At 55.7% G+C, this 16898-nt stretch carries 13 protein-coding genes and 1 pseudogene; 11 read left to right on the top strand and 3 right to left on the bottom strand.

The genetic code is table 11. The features are described 5' to 3' along the window. On the bottom strand, positions 1-243 hold a 243-nt coding region (locus G485_RS0115420; protein WP_027093292.1), incomplete at its 3' end, for a transposase. A gap of 414 nt (positions 244-657) precedes the next feature. Here G485_RS0115420 and glmS point away from each other — a divergent pair. The 6 genes from glmS to G485_RS0115390 all read left to right on the top strand — a co-directional run bounded on the left by glmS (position 658) and on the right by G485_RS0115390 (position 9738). Continuing rightward, positions 658-2490, top strand: coding sequence for a glutamine--fructose-6-phosphate transaminase (isomerizing) (glmS, locus tag G485_RS0115415; protein WP_027093291.1), 1833 nt, complete (start codon positions 658-660; stop codon positions 2488-2490). A gap of 15 nt (positions 2491-2505) precedes the next feature. Next, positions 2506-4743, top strand: a complete 2238-nt coding sequence (locus tag G485_RS0115410; RefSeq protein WP_027093290.1) for a hypothetical protein — start codon at positions 2506-2508, stop codon at positions 4741-4743. A 6-nt stretch (positions 4744-4749) separates the two neighbouring features. Next, positions 4750-5919 (top strand): HEAT repeat domain-containing protein, encoded by a 1170-nt coding sequence (locus tag G485_RS0115405; protein ID WP_027093289.1) that lies wholly within the window; start codon positions 4750-4752, stop codon positions 5917-5919. A 13-nt stretch (positions 5920-5932) separates the two neighbouring features. Further along, positions 5933-7387 carry a glycosyltransferase family 2 protein gene (locus G485_RS0115400; RefSeq protein ID WP_027093288.1) on the top strand — a complete coding sequence of 485 codons (1455 nt, stop codon included), beginning with the start codon at positions 5933-5935 and terminating at the stop codon, positions 7385-7387. Beyond that, entirely contained in the window at positions 7384-8199 is an 816-nt protein-coding gene (locus tag G485_RS26785) for a response regulator (RefSeq protein WP_051318326.1), read from the top strand. The genes G485_RS0115400 and G485_RS26785 overlap by 4 nt, the downstream gene beginning before the upstream one ends. 177 nt (positions 8200-8376) lie before the next feature. Further along, positions 8377-9738: a nucleotide sugar dehydrogenase gene (locus tag G485_RS0115390; protein WP_027093287.1), complete on the top strand. Its 1362-nt coding sequence runs from the start codon at positions 8377-8379 to the stop codon at positions 9736-9738. 483 nt (positions 9739-10221) lie between these two features. Here the strand turns inward: G485_RS0115390 and G485_RS0115385 are convergent, their stop codons facing one another. Then, entirely contained in the window at positions 10222-11136 is a 915-nt protein-coding gene (locus tag G485_RS0115385) for a hypothetical protein (RefSeq protein WP_027093286.1), read from the bottom strand. Positions 11137-11343: 207 nt separating this feature from the next. Here G485_RS0115385 and G485_RS0115380 point away from each other — a divergent pair, with 207 nt between their 5' ends. Beyond that, the gene (locus tag G485_RS0115380) at positions 11344-12150 is read left to right on the top strand and encodes a hypothetical protein (RefSeq protein WP_084423338.1); all 807 of its coding nucleotides are present in this window, start codon (positions 11344-11346) and stop codon (positions 12148-12150) included. Between the two features lie 254 nt (positions 12151-12404). Here the strand turns inward: G485_RS0115380 and G485_RS0115370 are convergent, their stop codons facing one another. After that, complete coding sequence (locus G485_RS0115370) at positions 12405-12677, bottom strand: hypothetical protein (RefSeq protein WP_156922385.1); 273 nt, start codon at positions 12675-12677, stop codon at positions 12405-12407. A gap of 155 nt (positions 12678-12832) precedes the next feature. Here G485_RS0115370 and msrA point away from each other — a divergent pair. From msrA to G485_RS0115350, 4 genes and pseudogenes are all read left to right on the top strand, one after another. Next, positions 12833-13105: pseudogene (gene msrA, locus G485_RS26780) on the top strand (peptide-methionine (S)-S-oxide reductase MsrA); the annotation flags it as partial. Between the two features lie 186 nt (positions 13106-13291). Continuing rightward, positions 13292-14539, top strand: a complete 1248-nt coding sequence (locus tag G485_RS0115360; RefSeq protein WP_035156528.1) for a site-specific integrase — start codon at positions 13292-13294, stop codon at positions 14537-14539. Between the two features lie 13 nt (positions 14540-14552). Next, the gene (locus G485_RS28515) at positions 14553-16553 is read left to right on the top strand and encodes a hypothetical protein (protein WP_027093282.1); all 2001 of its coding nucleotides are present in this window, start codon (positions 14553-14555) and stop codon (positions 16551-16553) included. Between the two features lie 52 nt (positions 16554-16605). Further along, positions 16606-16898, top strand: a 293-nt coding sequence (locus G485_RS0115350; protein ID WP_027093281.1) for a transposase, incomplete at its 3' end; no start/stop codon positions are given.

The raw sequence follows: 16898 nt of genomic DNA, 5'->3' as shown, positions 1-16898 counted from the left end.
ATACAGTTCCCGTTCGGAGTGGTTGAACAGATACGAAAGCAACGTCAGTCGGACGATCCGCTCCGGATCGGCAGCGGGACGCCCAGTACTCTCCGTATACAGTGGTGCCACCCAATCATAGACCATAGAGAAATCGATAGCTTCGTTCAACTGGCGCAAAATGTGCTTTTTCGGCACGAGTTCATCCATGTCGATGAATTGGAACAACTGAGGCTGGATGGTCGACGACTTACTTGCTTTCATGCTCAATCACTCTTTCAATGGTCGTGTTACTGTATAATTCGACAAAACCGTGGTAAAAGCCTGCTTGGCGGACTTTTTCACCGGACTTCTAGAGAATATATGTCCGTCCCTTCCAAACTTTGCTGTCGCCGCGAATCCGAAACTGAGAATTATCATGATAAAATCTTAACCCTGAACTCACCATTCTCATTTAACGATGGGTAAATTTACCATATAAAAATCGTCTTGTCCTACCGGGCGATTCCGGATCCCCGGCCGCTTCGGAGGGGCTCGTTCGAACGATTGCAAGCCGGACCTTGTGCAGCGGTTTTCTGAGAAGAGGCGGCGCTGCGGTTAAGATTTTCTAAGGTTCGGCCGGGTATCGGAGGATTATAGTGTTAGATGCAACGAGAAGCAAACGAGGAGTGATCGGGTTTGTGCGGCATTATGGGTTATATAGGGGACAAGCCCTCCGAGCGCATCCTGCTCGAAGGGCTTAAGAAGCTGGAATATCGCGGCTACGATTCCGCCGGCATCGCGGTTTGCACCGAACAGGGGATGAAGGTGGTCAAAACGAAAGGAAGGATCGCCGAACTGGAAAAGCTGCTGCAAAAACAGCCGCTTCCGTCCGGAGCGGTCGGCATCGGGCATACCCGGTGGGCGACGCACGGCAAGCCGTCCGATCTGAATTCGCATCCCCATACGGATACGCATAAACAAATTTCGGTCGTGCACAACGGCATCATCGAAAATTACCTGGAGCTCAAGGAGGAGCTGGCCGCCCAAGGCGCGCGCTTCGTCTCCGAGACGGATACGGAGGTCATCTCCCATCTGATCGCTTCCTATGACGAAGGCGACATCGTCCGCGCGGTGCAGCAAGCGGCGAAGCGGCTGCGGGGCGCTTTCGCGATCGCCGTGCTGTCGGAGCGGGAGCCGGAGAAGCTGGTCGCGGTGCGGCAGCACAGCCCGCTTATTATCGGCCTCGGCGAAGGCGAGCACTTCATCGGCTCGGACATTCCGGCCATTCTGGAGCATACCCGCGACGTGTACATTCTCGACGACGGCGAGATGGCCGTGCTGACGCGGGATGGCGTCGACCTGATGACGACCTGCGGCGACCCGGTAACCAAACAGCAGTTCCGCGTCAATTGGGATTTGGCCGTCGCGGAGAAAGCCGGATTCGACCATTTCATGCTGAAGGAAATCCACGATCAGCCGCAGGCTTACCGGGATACGCTGAGCGGCAGGCTTTTCAAAGGCTATCCGTGGGTGTATCTCCCCGAGCTGAAGCTGACGCCGGAGAAGCTGCGGCAATTCCGCAACGTGCACATCGTCGCCTGCGGAACGGCCTATCATGCCGGCCTCGTCGGCAAGCAGGCGATCGAGCGCTGGGCTCGTCTGCCGGTCGAGGCGGAGGTGGCGTCGGAATATCGCTACCGCTCGCCGCTCCTGACGCCGGAGACGCTCGTGATCGTCGTCAGCCAGTCGGGGGAGACGGCCGACACGCTCGCCGCGCTGCGCGAAGCGAAGCGCCACGGCGCGCACGTGGTCGCCATCACCAACGTCGTCGGCAGCACGGTGGCCCGGGAGGCGGACGACGTGCTGTTCACCTGGGCGGGACCGGAAATCTCCGTCGCCTCGACCAAAGCGTACTCCACGCAACTGCTCGCTTTCTACGCGTTCGCGCTCCATCTGGCGCGGGTTCGCGACACCCTCCCGGACGAAGAGATCGGACCGATCGTTCTGGCGCTTAGCCGTCTGCCCGACCAGGTCGCGAGCATTCTCGAGCGCGCGGAGGAGATCCGTTCCTACGCCGAGGAGATCGCCGGCCATGAGCATCTCTTCTTCATCGGGCGCGGCATGGATTACGCGGTCGCGCAGGAAGGCTCGCTCAAGCTGAAGGAGATTTCCTACATCCATTCCGAAGCTTACGCCGCCGGGGAGCTGAAGCACGGAACGCTCGCGCTGATCGAGGAAGGGACGCCGGTCGTGGCGCTGGCCACGCAGCCGGAGCTTTACGAGAAAACGGTGAGCAACATTCGCGAGGTCATGGCGAGAGGCGCGAGCGTATTCGGCATCGCCAGCGAAAACACCGTCGATCTGGCCAGCCGGGTCGACCGCATTTTGCTGCTTCCGTCCACGCATCCGATGATTTCGCCGGCGCTCTCGGTCATCCCGCTGCAGCTGCTCGCTTATTATGCGTCCGTGGCCAGAGGCTTCGACGTGGACAAGCCCCGGAACTTGGCCAAAAGCGTCACGGTCGAGTAGGAGGCGAAGCGAGCCATGAACCGACAACGGGCCTGGTGGAGAAGCGGCAAAGCCGTCGCCGCCGGCTTCGTCCTGCTCGCGGCTTTGGCGGCCGGAGGCTTCTATTGGCGCGAACATGATGCCTATGCCGGCAAAACCGTAGAGAGCGAGCCGCAGACGGACGGCACGCAGCTCAAGTTCAAAACCGCCGGCGAGAACCTCGAGGTGTTCCGGGACGGCAAGTGGCAGCCCTTCTTCGCGCAGGGGGTCAATCTCGGGGCTACGCTGCCGGGGCATTTCCCCGGCGAGTTTCCGATCGGGCGCGAGGACTATATGCGCTGGTTCGCCCAGATCAAGGAGATGGGGGCGAACGTTATCCGTGTGTACACCCGGCACGAGCCGGTGTTCTACGAGAGTCTCGTTGACTACAATAAGAAGCACGCGGACGATCCGCTCTTTTTCATCCAGGGCATCTGGTCGCCGGAGGAGCAGTTGATCGCGAAGCAGGACGCGTACGACACGGAGATCGAGGCCGCATTCCGCGAGGAGATCGAGGACGATGTCCGGGCCGTATACGGCGATCTGACGATGCCCGAGACGCAAGGCAAGGCCGGCGGCACGTATAAAGCGAACGCGGGGCCTTACTTGCTCGGCTGGAGCGTCGGGACCGAGTGGGACCCCGAGATGGTGGCGAACACGAACAAGCTGCACCCGGACAAAGCCAGCTACGTCGGGCCATTCTTCGCGACGACCGCCAAGGCGACCCCGTTCGAAGCGTGGCTCGCGCAGATGGTCGATTACGCGGCCAAGACGGAGCAGTCATACGGCTGGCGCCACCCGATGAGCTTCACCAACTGGGTGACGACCGACGTGCTGTCCCATCCGAAGGAGCCGCTTTTTACCGAAGACATGGTCAGCGTGGACGCCACCCACGTGAAGCCGGTGCAATGGAACGCGGGGTATTTCGCTGCTTACCACGTGTATCCATATTATCCCGACTTTTTCCGGTTTGATGACGAAGACGGGAAGACGGACACCTACACCGCTTATTTGAAAAAGTTGAAGGCCTACCACAAAGGGATGCCCATTATGGTGACGGAGTACGGCGTGCCGTCTTCGGCGGGCGTCTCCCACGTCGCGCCGCTCGGCCGGTCGCAAGGCGGCCACAACGAGACGGAGCAGGGGAAGATCGACGCCGAGCTCACCCGCATCATCCACGATCAGGGCTATTCGGGCGCGCTGCTGTTCATGTGGCAGGACGAGTGGTTCAAGAAGACGTGGAACACGATGCCGATGGAGCTGCCCGAAGACCGGAGAGCCTATTGGCTCAACGTGCTGACGAACGAGAAGCAGTTCGGCGTGCTCGGCATGTACGCGGGGCTTGAGGGCAAGCTCGTCATCGACGGCGACGACGGCGATTGGCGCAAGCTGAGAAGCTCGCAGAAGACGAAGCTGGCGTCGGACGTTCCGGGCATCGAGAGCATCGAGGCGGCCCACGACGAAGCGTATGTCTATCTCGGCCTCCATCTGGACCATCCGTTCGATCCCGCCAAGGAGAAGATCGAGATCGGAACGGATTCGCTTCCGGGCGGCAACCGGCACGGCGCCGAGCTGCCGGGCAGGACGCTGGACGAAGGGCTGGAGACGCTCATTACGATCGGCGAAGACAAGGAGACCGGGGTGAAAATCGCATCCCGATACGATATGGAGAAAAGACTGTACGGCTACGTATACGGCATGATCGACATGTCGGCGCAGGAGCTGAAGGACGACTCGGGCATTTTCAACGACTGGCATTTGCCCGTCAGCCTGAAGATGGAGCCGCCGGACACGAAGACGGCCCATCCCTACGAGAACATCGTCGTCGGGAATCTGAAGCGCGGGACGGACAACCCGGCCAGCGCTTCCTACGATTCGCTCGCCATGTGGCAGTACAACGGCGGCTTCATCGAGGTTCGCATCCCGTGGATGCTGCTCGGCCTCGCCGACCCGAGCTCGCTTCAGGCGGTCAGCTACGAGATGCCGAAGAAGGCCTTCTCCACCGAGAAAATTGACGGCATCCGCTTCGTTCCCTGGATCGTGAACAAGGAGACGAACGAGGTTGTCGGGCTTGCGGCGAAGACGGCTTCCGGGAGCTATCCCGTCTCGCAAATCCCGAAGTATACGTGGAAGGGATGGGACGCCGTGACGTACACGGAACGGTTGAAGCCGAGCTATAAGGCCATGCAGGAAGTTTACAAGGAAATCGGCCAACGGCCGAAGACGGGAGGATAACCGGCTGTGCATTCGAACTTGCATATCGCTTACGCGTTCATTGCCGTCCTGTTAGGCGTCATCGTCATCGGGCTGACGGCGCTTTATACGATGAAGGTGCGGGACCTTCGCCGGCGGAAGGCGGCGGACGCCTATTTGGCCAAGCACGGGGATTGGTTCACCTACGTGCTCGCCAATCTGGACGGGGAAGAGAAGGTGTATCCCCCGCCGGGCCCGATGAAGGAAGACGAGCTTCGCGTCGTGCAGGAGCGGCTCATCGGCTGGATCGAGCAGTTCCGGGGCGAGCAGCAGCGCAAGCTGATCGCCCTGTGCGAAGGAATGGGCTTGGTGGAGCGCCAGCTCAAGCGCCTGGACAGCCCGTTCGAGTGGGTCAAGCTCGACGCCGCCTATTATTTGGGCTGCATGCGGTCCCACCAGGCGGTGCCCGGCATGATGAAGCTGCTCGCTTCGATGCGGTTCGGCCCGATGGTGTTTATCGTCGGGCGGGCCATCGCCAAGTGTGCCAAATATACGGAGGAGCTGCGGGACATGGTTCATCTGCTGCTCGCCCACAAGAAGGAAGCGCAGCCGCTCATCGCCGACATTCTGGCGGAGTCGGAGCTCGACTGCACGCCGATGCTGGAGACGTTCCTGCGCAGCGGGGACCCGGACCGCATCCGGCTGTCGCTGGCGGCGATGCAGAAGCGTCCGCTGCCGGGAAGCGCGGACCGGCTGTTCAAGCTGACCGCCGCGGACGAGCCGGACATCCGGCAAGAGGCGGCCCGCCTGCTGCTGAAGGACCCCGCCTTCGCGACGGAAGAGCGGGTGCGCAAGCTGCTGACGCACCATGACGGCGAAGTGCGGGCGCGTGCGGCCCGCGCCGCCGGCGCGTACGGACTTGCGGGCTGCATCGGTCTTCTGCGGTCGGCGATGGCCGATCCCGAATGGAAGGTTCGGCACAACGCCGCCCGAAGCCTGGCCTCGCTCGGCGAGGAAGGCTTCGCCGCGCTTTGCGCGGCGGCGGAGACAGAAGGAGGCCCCGGCGCGGAGGAAGCGCGCGACGCCATCCGCAAGGAGATGAAGCGGCGCGAACTGGCGGCGTCCGGACGGGAACCCGGCTGGGTGCCCGTTCGCGAGGGAAGGGGGCTCGGGTATGAGCCTTTCTTCGGACAGAAGGAGCTGTTAACGGAAAGGTAACGGAGGTTTAACGATGAGAGAGCTTTTGCTCGGATACGGTACGTTCGCCATGTACTATGTCATGGCGGTTACGTTGATTTATTTTACGATCTTGTTTTTTTCCTATAAAGGGGTTTATTCGATGATCAAGGGAGCGGTCTACTCCCGCTTCCGGTCGCTGTCGGGCTCGGAGTCGGCGCCGCCGGTGTCGCTGCTCGTTCCGGCCTACAACGAGGAATTGACCATTATCGAGAACGTCAAGTCGCTGCTGACGCTGAATTACCATACTTACGAGGTCATCGTCGTGAACGACGGCTCCAAGGACCGTACGCTGCAGGTGCTGATCGAAGCGTTCCAGCTCGTTCCCAAGGAGGACGAGACGGTCCGCTACGCGATCGAATGCACGCCGATCCGCCAGGTGTATTACAATCCGGCGTATCCGAATCTGTACGTCGTCGACAAACCGAACGGCGGCAAAGCCGATTCGCTGAACGCCGGCATCAACCTGTCGCACTACCCGCTCATCTCGTCCATCGACGCCGACTCCTTGCTGGAGAAGGACGCGCTCATCCGGATGGCGAGGGTGTACATGGAGAACCCGGCCGAGACGGTGGCGATCGGCGGCAACGTCCGCATCGCCAACGGGTGCTCGATCCGCGACGGCGTCGTCACGGACGTGCGGCTGCCCCGCAAGATGTGGCCGATGTTCCAGACGCTCGAATACATGAAGGCGTTCCTCGGCGGACGGATCGGGTGGAGCCACATCAACGGCCTCATTATCGTGTCGGGCGCGTTCGGCATGTTCCGCAAATCCAGCGTGGTGGAAGTCGGAGGCTACAGGGACGGCTATCCCGGCGAAGACATGAACATCATCATCAAGCTTCACCGCCACATGCTGGAGAACAAGCTGCCTTACCGGGTCGCCTACTGTCCCGACGCGGTCTGCTGGACGCAGGCGCCGGACACGTACCGTATTCTGAGCAGCCAGCGCAAGCGCTGGGGACGCGGCAATCTGAAAAATATGCTGGAAAACCGCGACATGCTGCTCCGTCCCAAATACAAGGTGTTCGGCATGCTGACGATGCCTTACAACGTCATTTTCGAGACGCTGAATCCGTACTTCAAGCTGACCGGCCTGCTCGCGCTGATCGGGTATGTCGCCATGGACATGACGCAGTGGCGGGTGCTGCTGACGTTCGCGCTGATCAACTTCCTGAACGGTTACGTGATGGCCGTCGGCTCCCTCGTGCTGGAGGAGATGGCTTTTCGGCGCTATACGCGGATGAAGGATCTGGTCAAGATGACCGTGTTCTCCGCGCTGATGTTCCTCGGTTACTACCAGCTGGGCGTCTTGTGGAGACTCCAGGGCCACATCGAATTCCTCCGCAAAAACAATTCGTGGGGCGTCATGACGAGGCAGAGCTGGAATCAGGAGGCGCCTGCGGTTAACAATCCGTCTACAGTGACTACGGGAGGGAAAATCGCATGAGCAGGACGGAAGCGAAGCGGCTGAACGAGTTGATGTACGAGAAAGTGGTGGAACGGTTCTGGAAGTCGGGCGGGTCGGCCGGACGGGAGGCTTGCGGCATTCTGCTCGTCCGCTGCCTGAAGGGGTTCGAGGAGGCGGCGCGGGAGGTGCGGACGCTTCTCGAGGCGGAGCTGAAGAGCCCCGTCGAGACGGTCTTCGATCCGGACGGGAAGCAGGCCGCTTATTTGCTGTTCGGCGTCGCCTGGAGCCGGACGCATTATTTGGCGCTGCTGGTCAAGCGCGCGCTCGCTTCCCGGGCTCCGGGAGAATTCGCGCTGATGCTCGCCGGCGCGGGCGAACAGTCGGAGCGCAACCCGCTCGTGTTCGAGAAGATGACGGAGGTGTTCGGGCAGCTTCCGGAGGCGCCGGAGGTGGCGATATTCCATGAGCAGGACGCGCAGGAGGGCGGCTCGCAATCCGTGCTCCTCGTTGACGGGGACGAGGAGATGCGGCGTTACCTGGAGCTGCGGTTCCGCAAGAAGGGCTACCGGGTGCTGGCCGCCGAGGACGGGAAGCAGGGCCTCGACCTGTTCCGCAAGGAAAAGCCGGACGTCGTCGTGACCGACCTGAATTTGTCGGGCATGGACGGCTTCCACTTGCTTACCCGGCTGCACAGCGAAGACCCCGACAACCGGAGCAAAATCGTCGTGTTCACCGACAACCGGGTGGAGGAAGCGATCAGCAAATGCTTTAAGCTGGGCGTGGCCGATTACATCACGCGGCCGTTCTCGCCGGTCGAGCTCGAGGCCCGGATCGAGCGGCTGCTGCAGTAGGCGGGGCGGTACGGCGGGGGGCGCGAGGCGGGCGTCTTGGGCGCCGTAACCCGAAAATCTCGGGCTCCATCGCGGCTGTAACTTTGCACCAAGTACTTACGAACATTTGGCAAGCTGCCGATGTGCCGAGCCGAACCATCTTTTTTGGAACAGACACCCACCAAAGGAGGAACTATAATGAACGTCAACTATATGCGCCTGCATCACGCCATCGAAAACAAACAAGCCAAGCTGGGCGTCGTGGGACTGGGCTACGTCGGACTGCCGCTTGCGGTCGAGATGGTGAAGCAGGGGTTTGAGGTGTACGGCATCGATCTGGACGAGCGAAAGGTCGAGCGCCTCCGTCAGGGGGACTCGTACGTGCAGGACGTGCCCTCGGAGAAGCTTGCGGCTGCTTTGGAGGGCGGGCGATTCAAGCCGACGACCGATTACGCCGTGCTGGCCGAGCTGGACGCCGTCTCCATCTGCGTGCCGACGCCGCTCAGCGCCAACCAGGATCCGGATACGTCCCACATCGTATATGTCGTCAACCAGATCAAGCGTTACATGAAAAAAGGCTTGCTTATCGTGCTGGAGAGCACGACGTATCCCGGCACGACGGAGGAGCTGATTGAGGCGGAGCTTGCGAGGATGGGGCTTCAGGTCGGACGGGATTATTTCCTCTGCTTCTCTCCAGAACGCGTCGATCCTTCCAATTCCAAGTTTGCCACGTACAATACCCCGAAGGTGCTCGGCGGCACGACGCCGGAATGCTCGAAGCTCGGGTGCTTGCTGTATGAAAATATCGTCGAAAAAGTCGTTCCCGTCTCGTCGCCGAAGGTGGCGGAAATGTCCAAGCTGCTCGAAAATACGTTCCGGAGCGTCAACATCGCGTTCATCAACGAAATGGCCATGATGTGCGAGCGGATGGGGATCGACATCTGGGAGGTCATCAAAGCGGCCAGCACGAAGCCGTTCGGCTTCATGCCGTTCTATCCGGGACCGGGGATCGGCGGGCACTGCATTCCGCTCGACCCGATGTATCTGTCGTGGAAGGCGAAGGGCTACCGGTTCTACAGCAGCTTCATCGAGCTGGCGCAATCGGTGAACTCGAACATGCCTTACTATGTGGTGAGCAAAACGACGAACATTTTGAACGAATATTCGAAGTCGCTGCGCAATTCCCGCATTCTCGTGCTCGGCATGGCTTACAAGCCGAACGTGGACGATTTGCGGGAGTCTCCGGGGCTGGAAGTGTACGAGCTGTTCCGCGAAGGCGGCGCGATCGTCGATTACTACGATCCGTTCGCGACTTCTTTCCGCGATCATCGCGGCGAGACCGTTCATTCGGTGCCTTACTCGCTCGAACAGTTCCGCACGTACGATTGTTTCGTGCTCATTACCGACCACGACGTGTTCTCGTATGGCGAAATCGCCGGCCTGGGCGTCCCGATCGTGGACACGCGCAACGCGTTGGAGGCTTACGACCTGCCGCATATCTACAAGCTTGGCGCGCCGGTCGAGCACAAGCTGGAGCCCGTCCGGATATCGGCGGGCTGACAAAGCGGCTCAAGCCGCCCCGTTCGCGACGAGATGGCCGCAGGGGGCGGCTTTTTTCGCATCGGCAGAAAACGCAGGCAGATGGACGGAAGCGCAAACGAAGTTTGAAAAGGCAAGCTGAACCGGGAGCAGCGGGAAGAGGCTCGGAGGCGCGGATATTCGCGCGATTGATGCGGGGGATCGATGAGCGCACCGGACGGGCGCGGTTCGGGCACAAGGTATCGGGGGGCGTTTGTGCGGCATCGGTCGAGACTCTGAGCCGAAGGGATAAGGTGCGGTGCCCTGAGGCGCAGTAGGCTGCCAAAGGGGCACAGCGGGCAGTGGAGAGGGAGCGGAAAAGCGGTCAAGTCGACGATAGGGGTGACAGGCAGCGAATCGCTCCCTAAGAGGCGCAGCAGGCGCTGGCGAGGGACCGCAAGCAGCGAATCGCTTCCTAAGCGCCACCGCCTGCTCCCCCACGCCCGCACGCGCCCGCCGCGCCGCCTACTTCTCCAGCCGCATCCAGGCGGCGAGGTCGTGCACGGCGATGCCCCCGAAGCCGGCGTTGCCGGCATAGGCCCGCCGGATGCGGGACGCGACCGCCCGGAAGCGGCCGGCGTCCTCGCCGTCGAAGGTCAGCTTCGCTTCCGAATCGGGAGCGACGTTAAGCCCGACGAGTACCTTCGCCCCGCTGCCCTGAGCGTCCTCGAGCTCCTGCTTCACCAGCGCGAGCACGCCATCCGCGCCTTCGGCCTTGTCGCGGTACGACATTAGAGTGACCGAGTCCGACATCGCCATCATCCAGCGGTCGAGCTTGCCGGAAGAGCCGCTGTCGTCGGCGGAAGCCGGGATCCGGTCCAGCCAGAACGGGAGGTCGATCCCGAGCTGGAGCGAATGAATTCGGGCGTATTCGGCCGCGGCGTTCATCGTTTTTTTCCATTGGCGCACCACTTCGCTCTGGTCCTTGTCCCACTCGGGCAACGAATAGGGCTCCACGTCCAGATGAATCCCGGCGAATCGCTCCTCCTGCGGAACGGAGGCGTTGTAGCTGTCGATCCGGTTCAGAAACGCATACATACCGGAACGCCCTTCGGGAAGCGCCCAGTTGCGTTCCCCGCCCAGCGCCTGGACCTGCACGCCCGCGCTTCCGACTTGCAGGATAAACGAGCGGAACAGCGGCTTTTCCGAGCCTTCGACATCCTCGCCTGCATGGAGATAGACTGTCCGGACGCGATGGCGCAGCAGGAAATCCTTCACTTCCGGAATGTTCGCTTCCGAGCCTTCCAGAAGGCCGTTCAAGTCCCAAATCCACGTAGCCTGGTCCCGGTTCACGGGAGGCCCGGCGTTTCGGATATAAACCGTCAAGACCGCCGCCAGCAGGATGACGAGCGCTCCGACGGCGTAGTGCCATTTTCTCATCGCTTCATGTGCCTTTCCGTATATCAAATTGGTCTGTCCGCACAAGGCGGATTGGTGCCTGCGGCCGATTCGGACCGCTCCCGCGTTCGTCCATACTTGTAATTACACCACGAGAGAAAGGACTGTTGCCCGTTGCGTTATCGATTTACAGCCCCAATAAGCTTGCTGCTCGCCGTCGCGATTTTGATCGGAATGGGAGGGAAGCCGATGCCGGCAAACGCGCAAACGCCTTATGTCAAAGCCACCTGGCTCTGGGACACGCCGCTCATTCGGACTTCGGCTTCGGACATTCTGGCTTTCTGCAGGGAGAACGGCGTGAATACGATCTATTTGCAAATCAACCGGGACGTCAAGCCGTCCGAATACGCTTCCTTCATCCGCCAAGCCGGAGCCCGGGGAATCGCCGTGCACGCCTTGGACGGAAGGCCCTCCTGGGGCTTCGAGATCAACCGTCCGGCCATCGAACGCTCCTTCGATTGGCTGAGCCAATACCAGAGCGGGGCGGCCGAAGACGAGAAGTTCGCCGGCATTCACGTGGACATCGAGCCTTACGCCTTGCCTTATTGGAATAAGGAAGGCTCCACCTTCATCGCCCAATGGCAGAACAACGTAAGGTATATGGTCCAAAAGGCGGCCGAACTCAAGCTCCCGATCGCCGCGGACATTCCGTTCTGGCTTTGCAACTACCGGACGCCGGACGGCACGGAGACGCTCAGCCGGTGGATGATGCGGAAGTACGGAGCCGTCACGGTGCTCGCTTATCGGGACTCCGCCCAGGCGATCGCCAACATGGCCGCCGCCGAGCTGTCCGAAGCCGCCGATCTGGGGATCCCGGCGACCGTCGGAGTGGAGACGGTCGCCGGCATGGAAGGCCCCCAAATTACGTTTTACGGTAAGGGCCGCGCCAAAATGAACGAGCAGCTCGCGTTGGCGGATTCTTTGCTGCAGAAGCACAATTCGTTCGCCGGCATCGCCATTCACGACTTCCAATCGTGGAAAGCGATGAAGGCGTGACGCCCGTCTACTCTCTTTACCCGGCCGGACGCCTGTGCAAACAGCCGAATCCGTGCCAAATCAAGGAAGTCCCCGGCGCTGCGCGCGAGGGACTTCTTCGTTCTTATCCGGACGGGAAAGGTCCGAGCTTCAGTGATTGTTGCCGGAGCTGTTGCCCTTCTTGTCGGAAGATTTCGTCTGCGTGTTTTTGACGGCATGACCTTGTTGCTTCGCCATGTGCGAACCCTCCTTCCGCAGCGGATGGAGGTAGTTTGTCATTTTGGCGGTGCGTTATGCGAAGCAAGCTCCCTGACCCCCGCCACGGCCTTCCAGTTGCCGTTCGCGCTCGCGCGGATCCGCAGAATTTTCAGCGTGTTCGAATCATTGTAGTCGGCGAGCCCCGCCACGTGAGCGGGCTGCTTCCAGTTCGGCACGCAGCGGGGCGTCAGGCCGAGCACGCCGGCGCGCCAACCGCCGGGAAACGCCTTGACCCCAATAGTTTCTCCTGAAGAAGGCTCGCGGCGGTTAGCGGATGGGGTTGTTTTCAACTGTATACAAATCGTCCGCTCGTAGTCTCCTTGCCGTTATCGGGGAACAACGATCGGGGAGTTCGGGCTTTCGTTTAAGCGAAGGTTAAATTGCGGATCATTCTTTGCTAAAATGGGTAATAAGCTTTTAAGGTTTGTGCTGGGGAGGGAAGGTATTGAACGACGTAAGCGCTAAGCGCAATCGTTACGAGGTCGCGACTTTCGCGGGAGGCTGCTTCTGGTGCATGGTGACGCCGTTCGAGGAGATGCCGGGGATCGTCCGGATCGTCTCCGGCTATACGGGCGGACACTTGAAATCGCCGACGTACGAAGAAGTCTGCTCGGAGACGACCGGTCACGCGGAAGCGGTGCAAATTACATTCGATCCGGAGCTGATGCCGTACGAGAAGCTTCTGGACATCTTCTGGCGGCAGATCGATCCGACCGATGTATCAGCATCAACATGTACATATTGTTAATGCACAAAAATAAATATATAAAAATAAGAAAATCTATTGATCTATCAATATAATTGAGAGATTGATAGATTTTTTCTTTCAAAATGGTTGTACATATTGTTCACTTAGATTAATATGGAATTATTAAAGATCATATTGTTGGATGTGGTTAGATTTATGTACACAAATGTAGTGCCTATTGAAGAAGCGCAAAGATACAAGTTTGCTGTAGACACGGTTTGGATTGATTGGTTTACGAAAAAAAATGGCGAACAAGTTAAAAAGCAGATGGCAGTCATCTGCCTGCGTGATGAGGAAAAAAACGTGGATATTGTACACCCAATAACCGATTACATATTATCACAATATAAATCAAACTCGTACAACACTCAGAGGAAGCACGCCAAAAATGTGGCCATGTTTCTTAACTATACTCTACTTAACAAAAGAACCCTTCGCATCAAATCATTAATGGATTTAAAACTTTCCCATGGGACAAGGTTCTTAAATTCTTTAACAGAGGAAGGCAGACAGCTCGGCACAGTGAAAGACTCAGAACGCACCCTTACCAATTTCTATGTTTGGATTGCTAAGAACAACATCGCTCCCCACATATCCTTATCTAATTTTCCCAAGAAACCAACTTATCACGGTACTTATTATTACGAGTCCCCATTTGATGTTATCTATCCGTCTCGTACAGCGTCAAATGTAGAACATGTTTTTCCGATGGCTTATATTCCCTTGTTATTTGAAATAGCTATCTGTGTTACACCCAGAATTGTGTTGGGCCTATATTTTCAACTATTCGGAGGATTAAGGGTTGGTGAAGTTATTAATTTAAAAAGCGCGAGTTTGCAAAGAAAGCTGGCAACCGGCGATCTTCTGATTAAGATTGAAACCAATTCATTCAGAACGGACATCAAGGATTCATCGGGATCAAACTATGTTAAAAAGCCGCGGCCGCAAAGAATCTATCAAATCAAGGATTGGCTCGATCATTTACTTCGGGACCACTTGGAGATGTATAAACCTAACGATGGTTCCGGCGCTCTATTTGTAAACAAAAATGGGAGTGCAATGACCGGGAGAAGCTATAGACAATATTTCGATAAGTTAAAAAGAATATTCATTCAATACTTAAGACAGTATGGCGGGTCTGAGGACAAAATACTTGCAAATCATTTAAGCGCTACAAGCTGGTCAACGCATATTGGACGGGGAACATTCACCAATATGCTTGCTGAACTCGCGGAAAGTCCATTAGATGTAGCCTTTCCAAGGGGGGATAAAAGCTTGGAATCCTCGTTGGTATACATGTCAAAGACTGAAAGAATGAGGAAAAAAATCGAGGAAAAGTTGGCTTATATGCATGAATATTATGTCCCCCAGTTGATTGAACGCAATAAGAATGCCAATAAATAATAGGGGTTCCAATATGAGCGTTGATACTTCAAAATATATACCTTTCATGGATTTTTGCAACCAAATTGCAGTTTCATATTCGTGGGCTCGCAAGTGGTTAAAAAATGGGTTCATTACGGACGAAGACTGTATATTTGTGAGTCATAGATGTTTTATCAAGATTGATTCCATTCCAAAGATTAGGGAACGATCGGGTTATAAGGATGTAGATTTAACCGGATACATTAGCAAACAAGAAGCGATACAAATTTTTCAAAAGATCAGACCAGAAACGGACGAAAGTAATGTTAGTTATTGGATCAAGGCAAATAAACTAAAGAAAGTCGTGAAGTGGGGAAAGAGAATTTACTTAGAGAAAGACGAAGTCTTAGCATTTACTAAAGAATTAACTTATTTAGGTGATCCCCGTTATATTACTGGTGTTGAAATTATTAAAGAATATCCGTTTTCTGATAAAGGTCTCAAAAGTTTATGTGATCCATTCTTTCCAGGAGCCAAAGTAATAACCGGTGATGGCACGCGAATTTCAATACCGCGCGAAGAATGGGAAGCTTTTATAAGTACACACGATATTGTGAAATGTGGGAAGTCATGGATTAGACCAAAACATACCTTGACTGTTTTAGAGTTGACCAAAAGATTAAAGAAAACGAGAAAAGTGGTTAAGAAACTTCTCGAGAACAATGAATTTCCTAATATCATTGTATATAAAAAGTATGGAACATTCATACCAATACAGGACGTAGAGGCTTACGAGAAGCGACAAGAACGACCTACTTATACCAAAGATATAGCTATTCAACAATTCACTAAGGCGATAATTGCTGATTCATCTCAACATCTTAAGGAAACGATCAAGTTATTTCTAGATTTTGGTCGCAAAAAAATCATTGCATGTAAAAGCAGCATTCCAGAACGAATAAAGGATTTGGCAGAAAATACTTTGCCGAAAACTTTTTCAGCTTTAATTTTGCACTCTGGAAGGGAAATTTACGAACTTACTGGCGATGAGCTTCAAACAATTTTATATTCAAGTAATGCTCCAATGCGTTCCAATCAGTTCTTTGTCCAGTTTCTTAGGTATTGCTATGCAGTTAAAGATATTAAGCCGGAAAAGGATCTTTACTTTGTCCAAAACAAGCCGAAAGCTGATGACGGAAAAGAGATTTACTCGCCTGAGATATACCATGATTTTTATGTACATGTCCAAGATATCCAAAATCATTTACCAAGGGCAATAAATAGTGCGTACTATGCTAATATGTGGCTATATACCATTATGCACCTTTCCGATGTATGGAGAGGTTCTGACATCGTACATAATCTGCCCGTATTGGAATTGGATGATTTGGGCATTGATGATTTTACTTGGTTTGAAAATAACAGCTTGAATATTCGCCAATGTCAGGTCCTAATACATCAAGTGTATCTGAAAACAAAATCCAAATCGACCGGGAAAACAGGCTCCTTACTTTCTTTCTTCGTCCCTCCGGATTTATTGGAGTGTATGGCAACGTCAATGATTTTATCTGAATTACATAGAAGACAGTCCAAAAATAAAAATAATAGCCATATTCTGTTGTCGACATTTAAAGAAGGACGTGTAGTGAATACGGTCCCTAAGAAATTCCACTTTCGTTTCTTTGAAGAAAGGCCTCATTTAAAGGTCTTTAGAAGCTTGATGATGAACCGATCCACGATGACATATCTTTTTTACGGTATTACGGAAGAGAATAGTAAGGACTCTGACCTAGCACTTGAGCTCATCCAGCATGCACGATCACATACGGATCAGAATACAAGCGCCATCTATGTTAAAGCAACGAACAAGGACGGATCTATAAATAGGGTGTCATATAATCTGTGCAGACGGGGACATTTTGGATGGCTCTACAATTATATGATTATGGCCGCAGCACAGTCGGCCGATGTTAGACAGACATTAGAGGACCGGACACAATCTATTGAACTGTTAAGAAAAGACTTATCGCTGCGGCAAACAGAAAGATTATAATGCTCCCATAGGCTGAGACACGGGAGCGTGAAAAATAAGTTATACTGAGATCATGGAAAAACGAAACCGATACGCTGCAGAATTCAAGACAAAGGTCGTGCTGGAGGTGCTCCGAGAAGAGCAGACCGTCAACGAGATTGCATCGAAATACGAACTGAGCCCGGTGATGATCAGCCGGTGGAAAGCGGAGTTTCTGGATCGCGCATCGACCGTCTTCGAGAAGAAAGTGAGCGAAGTCGATAAAGTCAGAAAGGAGTATGAAGCCAAGCAAGAGCGTCTAGAGAAGCTGGTCGGTCAACTTACGGTTGAGGTCGACTGGCTCAAAAAAAAATCTGGCCTTAAATG

Source organism: Cohnella thermotolerans DSM 17683, from assembly GCF_000429825.1.
Classification (GTDB): domain Bacteria; phylum Bacillota; class Bacilli; order Paenibacillales; family Paenibacillaceae; genus Cohnella; species Cohnella thermotolerans.
This window is presented reverse-complemented; position numbering and strand designations above follow the sequence as displayed.

Coding starts and splice junctions, on each gene's coding strand:
- G485_RS0115380 (WP_084423338.1), top strand. CDS start 11,344: ATGCCGGCAAACGCGCAAACGCCTTATGTCAAAGCCACCTGGCTCTGG.
- G485_RS0115390 (WP_027093287.1), top strand. CDS start 8,377: ATGAACGTCAACTATATGCGCCTGCATCACGCCATCGAAAACAAACAA.
- G485_RS26785 (WP_051318326.1), top strand. CDS start 7,384: ATGAGCAGGACGGAAGCGAAGCGGCTGAACGAGTTGATGTACGAGAAA.
- G485_RS28515 (WP_027093282.1), top strand. CDS start 14,553: ATGAGCGTTGATACTTCAAAATATATACCTTTCATGGATTTTTGCAAC.
- G485_RS0115400 (WP_027093288.1), top strand. CDS start 5,933: ATGAGAGAGCTTTTGCTCGGATACGGTACGTTCGCCATGTACTATGTC.
- G485_RS0115410 (WP_027093290.1), top strand. CDS start 2,506: ATGAACCGACAACGGGCCTGGTGGAGAAGCGGCAAAGCCGTCGCCGCC.
- G485_RS0115385 (WP_027093286.1), bottom strand. CDS start 11,136: ATGAGAAAATGGCACTACGCCGTCGGAGCGCTCGTCATCCTGCTGGCG.
- G485_RS0115360 (WP_035156528.1), top strand. CDS start 13,292: ATGTACACAAATGTAGTGCCTATTGAAGAAGCGCAAAGATACAAGTTT.